The following is a 5,693-nucleotide window of genomic DNA, read 5'->3' as shown; positions in this document are numbered from 1 at the left end:
CGGGAGCAAGCTCCCTCTCCACAACAGGCTCCCTCTCCACAGCAAGTCCCCTCAACAGGTGCAGCCTCGACTCAGCGCTTCAGGGTTTTCAGCTCATTGAGCAAACCCAGAAGCGTCTGCAACTTCTCCTCGCCGAACCCCGCCTGCAAACGCTGGTAATTGGCCTCCATGCACTGGCTCATCGAAGCGAAACAGGCCTGCCCCTTCTCCGCCAGCCGCACCAGGACACGCCGCTGATCCTGGTGCGCCTTGCGCCGCTCCACCATGCCCGCCGCCTCCATGCGCACCAGCACCCCGGTCATGCTCGGCTTGAGGATGCAGGCCAATTCAGCCAGGCGATTGATCTCCAGCTCTTGATGCTGGCTCAGGATCCGAATGACCCGCCATTGCTGTTCGGTCAACCCATGCTGGTTAAGCGAGGGACGAAAAAACCCCATGGCGGCTTCCCGCGCATGGAGCAAGCTGAGGGTCAAGGATTGGCGCAATTGAGGCATATAAAGTCGGCGTCGTATTTAGTTAACAGATTAACAACATTCTAGCATCGGCACTTGTTCTCCGTGTGCAGCTTTACTCCTACGCAGGTTTCAGTGGCAGCCACGATCAAGCGCGGCGGCACACAGAATCAAGACACCTACCGCTCGGAAGGCACTTAATGGCCCCCCACAGACACAGAGCCTCTTGTCGGCTCTGCGGTGAGTCACCCTTCACTTTCCAGGCTGCGCCATGATCACTCTCGAAACGCCGACCTACTATTCGGCAACCAAGAAATACAACCTCAGTTTCCCGACCCTCGAACAGGACGTGGACGCCGACGTGGTGGTGATTGGAGGCGGTTTCTCCGGCATCAACACCGCGCTGGAACTGGCTGAAAAAGGCATCACCAACATCGTGGTGCTCGAAGCGCGTTACCTGGGCTTTGGCGGGACCGGCCGCAACGGCGGTCAGATCATGGCGGGCATCGGCCATGACCTGGAAAAGATCAAGCAGCAAGTCGGCGACGAAGGCCTGCGCCAGATCTTTGAAATCAGCGAGCTGGGCGCCGGCATCATCAAGGATCGTATCGCCAAATATTCCATCGACGCCGACTTCTGCCACGGCTACGGCTACATGGGCTTCAACGCCCGCCAGGAAAAAACCCTGCGCGCCTGGGAAAAAGACTTCAAGTCGATCAACAGCAAGGACGAAATCCGCTTCATGGCGGGGTCCGAGGTCAAGCAGATCATTGGTTCCGACGCCTACAGCAGCGCGTTGCTGCACATGGGCGGCGGGCATGTGCACTCGCTCAACCTGCTGCTGGGCGAAGCCAAGGCGCTGGCCGGGCATGGCGTGCGCATCTTCGAGCACAGCCCGGCCCTGGAAGTCAGCTACGGCGAGCGCATCACCGTGCGCACCGGCCGCGGCTCGGTCAGGGCCGCCAAGTTGCTGTGGGCCTGTGACAGCTTCCTCAACAAGCTTGAACCCGAGCTGCACAAGACCACCGTCAACACCTACGCCTTCCAGTTGATGACCGAACCGCTGTCGGACGAGATGATCAACCGCATCAGCCCGATACGCGGCGCCTACAGCGACATTCGCCCGGTGATCGACTACTACCGCGTCACCAACGAAAACCGCCTGCTGTTCGGCGCCGCCACGCCTTTCGTCGAGCACATCCCGCTGGACCTCAAGGCCTGGAACCGCAACCTGATGCTGAAAATCTTCCCGTACCTCAAGGACGTGAAGATCGACCTGGCCTGGGGCGGGCCGATGGCGACCGGGGCCAACCTGTTCCCGCAGATCGGCACGCTCAGCGGTCGCCCCAACGCCTTTTACGTGCAGGGTTACGCCGGCTTCGGCGTCACGCCCAGCCATATCATCTGCAAGGTCCTGGCCGAGGGCATGAGCGAAGGCTCTTCGCGCTATGACCTGATCAGTTCGGTCAAGCACGCGCAAATCCTCGGCAAGGACCATATCCGCCCACTGCTGCTCACCGCCGGCAAAAGCCTTCATCAACTGTCGGGCTACTTCAACGGTCGCCGTTGAGCCCCCGCTGTTTCATTCACAGGAGAACCGCCATGCCCGTTACCCCCCTGAAAAAAGACATTCAATTATCGGACCTCGACGCCTGGGGCACCGTTGCCGACCTTGGCTCCGAGATCCTTGAAGGCGAGGTCAAGGCCTTCGGCAAGATGACCTTCGGCGCCCCGACCGACCCGGTCAGCAGCGCCTATTTCGGCACCACCCAGGGCAAGTTTCGCATGGTCTACCCATTCGCCGAACAGGCCACCGTGGTCACCGGCGAAGTGGTGCTGACCGACGAAAGCACCGGCCAGAGCACCCGCTACAAGGCCGGCGACAGCTGGTTCGTGACCAAGGGCACGCCGGTGCTGTGGGAAGTGGTCAGCGAGAGCTTCGTGAAGCACTATTTTGCGGTAGTCTGATCGCTCCCGGCTGCCGGCGTGTGCCGGCAGCGTTGTTTCTGGCGCAGGTAACCGACCATGCACGCCATCCCCGCTCAGGAAGTCGCCGGCCATTGCCTGCAGGCTTTCACCCAACTGGTACCCGCCAGCCAGGCGGCGTTCTATTGCGTCGACCGCCACCTGCAAGCCCGCGACTTCAGGCTGCTGGGCATGAGCGGTGAGATGCACCGCGATTACCTGGACAACTACCGCCAATTCGACCCCCTGCAACCGCGCAACTGCCTGTCCACCGGGCTGGCCGTGGTGCCGCTGGGGTTGGCCATGGCCAGGCAGCCGCTGCGTGACAGCCGCCGCTACCGCGACTTCCTCGCGCGCTACGGGGTGGTCGATGTGGTGGAGATCGTCGCCCATCGCGCCGACCAGCCCCAGGCCGCCATCTCGCTGCTGCGCACGGCTGAACAAGGGGTGTTCACCCTCGACCAACTGGCCCAGTTGAATGCCTTGCAGGTGATGCTGCAAATGGCCGTGGCCAACATGCAACCGGCTGACGACGGGTTGGCCGGGCTCACGCCCAAGGAGCGCCAGATCGCCTGGCTGCTTCGCCAAGGCGCGAGCAACAAACAACTGGCCCAGGCGCTGGACGTTGGCCTGCCCACCATCAAGACCCACCTGATTCATCTGTTTCGCAAAACAGGCGTCAGCAGCCGCACCGAGCTGGTGGCCGCGCTGTTTCTTTAAGCGGGGTCAACCATTCGGTTGATAGGCGCACGCCCCTTCCCGCCGCATGCTCCGGGTTGTCAATTCAACCCACTGGAGCCATGCAATGACCACCCCATCCGACTGGATCACCGTAGGCGCCCTTGCCGACGGTTTTGCCCCTGAAGCCTTTATCCTGCCCAATCTGGCCGACCTCAACGGCAAGACCTTCACGCTGCACTTCGCCAATGGCTGGCAGATCGAGCACCGCTTTGAAACCGATACGCTGCACTGGAACGCCGCCGATGGTCACTCCAGCGGTTCGGCCGCCTACCGCGCCACCTCGGTGCGTCCGGGCCTGTACCTGGTCGACTTTATCAAGCACGAGGCCGGGCAGGCCTGGTCGATCAGCCTGGTGCTGGATACCGCCACGTCGTCGTTCACCGCCGTGATCGGCCGCATGCCGAGCCGCGAACAAACCGAGCAAGGCCTCTACAGCCGCGCCCTGGCCGGCAAGGCCCTGACCTCGGTGGACGTGGAATTTCTGCATGGCAGCCTGAATCAACCCTGGCAGGCCGGCCAGTGCCCGCACGCGCCGACCCAGGAGCTGACCGGGTTGCGCAACCTGTATCGCTACAGCCCCAGCGAAGTCTACGAGCACATCTACCTCAACGATCAGTTCTATTCCTGGCAGTGCCTCAAGGGTGTCGAACAGGGCCTGTGCGATACGACCGCTGCCACTACTACAAGATTGCCGACCAGCTGTACCTGTTCGTCTGGCGCGAAAAGATCATCCCCACCCTCGGGCTGGTACTGATCGACCTGCAACAGCACCGCAGCGACGGCAAGATCTTCGGCTATGCCGGTGCGTCCTTCGATGAGCTGTCGAACTTTCCGGTCAGCTCCTACTGCCAGGTCCTCAACCATACGGAGTATCCCGATGCCTGATCCTCGTACCGTGGTCATCACCGGTGCCGGCACGGCATCGGTGCCGCTTGCGCACGTCTGTACGCCGTCGAGGGCGCCAACCTGGTGCTGATCGGCCGGCGTCGCGAGCCATTGGAGCAGGTCGCCGCGCAAACCGGTGGCCTGGTGTTGGTTGGCGACGCGGCCTGCGCGGACACCTGGGACCGCTTCGTTGCACAGATTCATGCGCGTTACGGCCGACTCGATGTGCTGCTGGCCTGTGCCGGCGGGCATGGCGTGGGCAGCGCCAGCCAAACCAGCCCGGCCACCTGGGAAGCGGCGTTGCGCAGCAACCTGGACAGCGCGTTCTACAGTGCCCGCGCCTGCCTGCCGCTGCTGATCGAGAGCGCCGGCTGCATTGTGCTGCTGGGCTCCATCGCCTCGTTGGCCGCCGGGCCCGAAGTGTGTGGCTACACCACTGCCAAACACGCGCTGCTCGGGCTTAACCGCTCCCTGGCGCGGGACTATGGGCCACGCGGTGTGCGGGTGAATGCCGTGTGTCCGGGCTGGGTCACCACGCCGATGGCCGACGCGGAGATGCAGCCGCTGATGAGCTTCCACGGCGATACGCTGCAGCAAGCGTATGCCCGCGTGTGCGCCGACGTACCGTTGCGGCGTCCCGCCAGCGCCGAAGAAATCGCCAAGGTCTGCCGCTTCCTGGCAGGCCCCGATGCCTCGATCATCACCGGTGCCAGCCTGGTCGCCGACGGTGGTTCGAGCATCGTCGACGTGCCGACCCTGGCCTATGCCCATATGGAGCAGCCCCATGTCTGAAGACCTCGATTTCAGCGGTAAAAGCGTGCTGGTCACCGGTGGTGCGCAAGGCATCGGCCGGGCCATCGTCGAAGCGTTTGCGCTGCGCGGCGCGCGCGTGATGATCGTTGACCTGCGCCGGGCGCAAGCCCAGGCGTTGGCCGACGAATTGGGCGGGCGCGGGTGCCAGGTCGAGGCCATCGAACTCGACCTGGCCGATGCGACGGCGGTGTTCGCCGGGGTCAAAGGCATCGAGCGCGACTGGGGGCGCCTGGATATCCTGGTGCACAACGCCGGCTATTTTCCGTTGACGGCGTTCGAGCAGATCACCCCGGCCATGCTGGAGCGTACGCTGGCGGTCAACCTCTGCGCACTGTTCTGGCTGACCCAGGCCGCCTTGCCGATGTTTCAGCGTCAAGGCGGCGGTTGTGTACTGGTCACCTCGTCGGTCACCGGGCCACGGGTCGCCTATCCGGGGCTCAGCCATTACGCCGCGTCCAAGGCCGGGGTCAACGGTTTTATCCGCAATGCCGCGCTGGAACTGGCCGGCGATCGGGTAAGGGTCAACGGTGTGGAGCCGGGGATGATTGCCACGCCGGCCATGGGCAACCTGGGCGATGATCAGGTCAACGCCGACATCGCCAACCGCGTGCCACTGGGCCGCCTCGGCGCGCCGCAGGACATTGCCGGGGCCATGCTGTTTCTGGCCTCGGACCTGGCGGGCTACATCACCGGGCAGACCATCATTGTGGATGGCGGGTCGACGTTGCCCGAGGTGAAGTAAGGTCTGTCAGGCATGACTGGATCAACTGTGTGAGGGGCTTGCTCCCGATGAGGGAGTGTCAGTGAATACATCTGTCGCTGACCCACTGCCATCGG

The 5,693-nt window shown here is 63.3% G+C and carries 5 protein-coding genes and 2 pseudogenes; 6 read left to right on the top strand and 1 reads right to left on the bottom strand.

All coding sequences use genetic code 11. The features are described 5' to 3' along the window. Window positions 1-71 precede the first annotated feature (71 nt). Complete coding sequence (gene hpaR, locus JWR98_RS27580) at window positions 72-494, bottom strand: homoprotocatechuate degradation operon regulator HpaR (protein WP_078732661.1); 423 nt, start codon at window positions 492-494, stop codon at window positions 72-74. A 229-nt stretch (window positions 495-723) separates the two neighbouring features. Between hpaR and JWR98_RS27575 the strand changes: the two genes are divergently transcribed. From JWR98_RS27575 to JWR98_RS27550, 6 genes and pseudogenes are all read left to right on the top strand, one after another. After that, window positions 724-2,022 (top strand): NAD(P)/FAD-dependent oxidoreductase, encoded by a 1,299-nt coding sequence (locus JWR98_RS27575; protein WP_078732660.1) that lies wholly within the window; start codon window positions 724-726, stop codon window positions 2,020-2,022. 32 nt (window positions 2,023-2,054) lie between these two features. Next, window positions 2,055-2,420, top strand: coding sequence for a cupin domain-containing protein (locus JWR98_RS27570; protein WP_078732659.1), 366 nt, complete (start codon window positions 2,055-2,057; stop codon window positions 2,418-2,420). Window positions 2,421-2,477: 57 nt separating this feature from the next. Further along, window positions 2,478-3,137, top strand: coding sequence for a response regulator transcription factor (locus JWR98_RS27565; RefSeq protein WP_003173211.1), 660 nt, complete (start codon window positions 2,478-2,480; stop codon window positions 3,135-3,137). A 46-nt stretch (window positions 3,138-3,183) separates the two neighbouring features. After that, a pseudogene (locus tag JWR98_RS27560) lies at window positions 3,184-4,043 on the top strand (MoaF C-terminal domain-containing protein). After that, a pseudogene (locus tag JWR98_RS27555) lies at window positions 4,036-4,835 on the top strand (SDR family NAD(P)-dependent oxidoreductase). Before JWR98_RS27560 ends, JWR98_RS27555 begins: the two co-directional pseudogenes overlap by 8 nt. Further along, complete coding sequence (locus JWR98_RS27550) at window positions 4,828-5,598, top strand: SDR family oxidoreductase (protein ID WP_078732656.1); 771 nt, start codon at window positions 4,828-4,830, stop codon at window positions 5,596-5,598. The pseudogene JWR98_RS27555 and the gene JWR98_RS27550 overlap by 8 nt, the downstream one beginning before the upstream one ends. The last annotated feature ends 95 nt before the right edge of the window (window positions 5,599-5,693 follow it).

The sequence above is a fragment of the Pseudomonas lactucae genome, assembly GCF_016937615.1.
In the GTDB taxonomy this organism is placed as follows: domain Bacteria; phylum Pseudomonadota; class Gammaproteobacteria; order Pseudomonadales; family Pseudomonadaceae; genus Aquipseudomonas; species Aquipseudomonas lactucae.
This window is presented reverse-complemented; position numbering and strand designations above follow the sequence as displayed.

What these genes read in the sequence shown, in the direction of transcription:
- hpaR (WP_078732661.1), bottom strand. Translation starts at nt 494, where the DNA reads ATGCCTCAATTGCGCCAATCCTTGACCCTCAGCTTGCTCCATGCGCGG.
- JWR98_RS27550 (WP_078732656.1), top strand. Translation starts at nt 4,828, where the DNA reads ATGTCTGAAGACCTCGATTTCAGCGGTAAAAGCGTGCTGGTCACCGGT.
- JWR98_RS27575 (WP_078732660.1), top strand. Translation starts at nt 724, where the DNA reads ATGATCACTCTCGAAACGCCGACCTACTATTCGGCAACCAAGAAATAC.
- JWR98_RS27570 (WP_078732659.1), top strand. Translation starts at nt 2,055, where the DNA reads ATGCCCGTTACCCCCCTGAAAAAAGACATTCAATTATCGGACCTCGAC.
- JWR98_RS27565 (WP_003173211.1), top strand. Translation starts at nt 2,478, where the DNA reads ATGCACGCCATCCCCGCTCAGGAAGTCGCCGGCCATTGCCTGCAGGCT.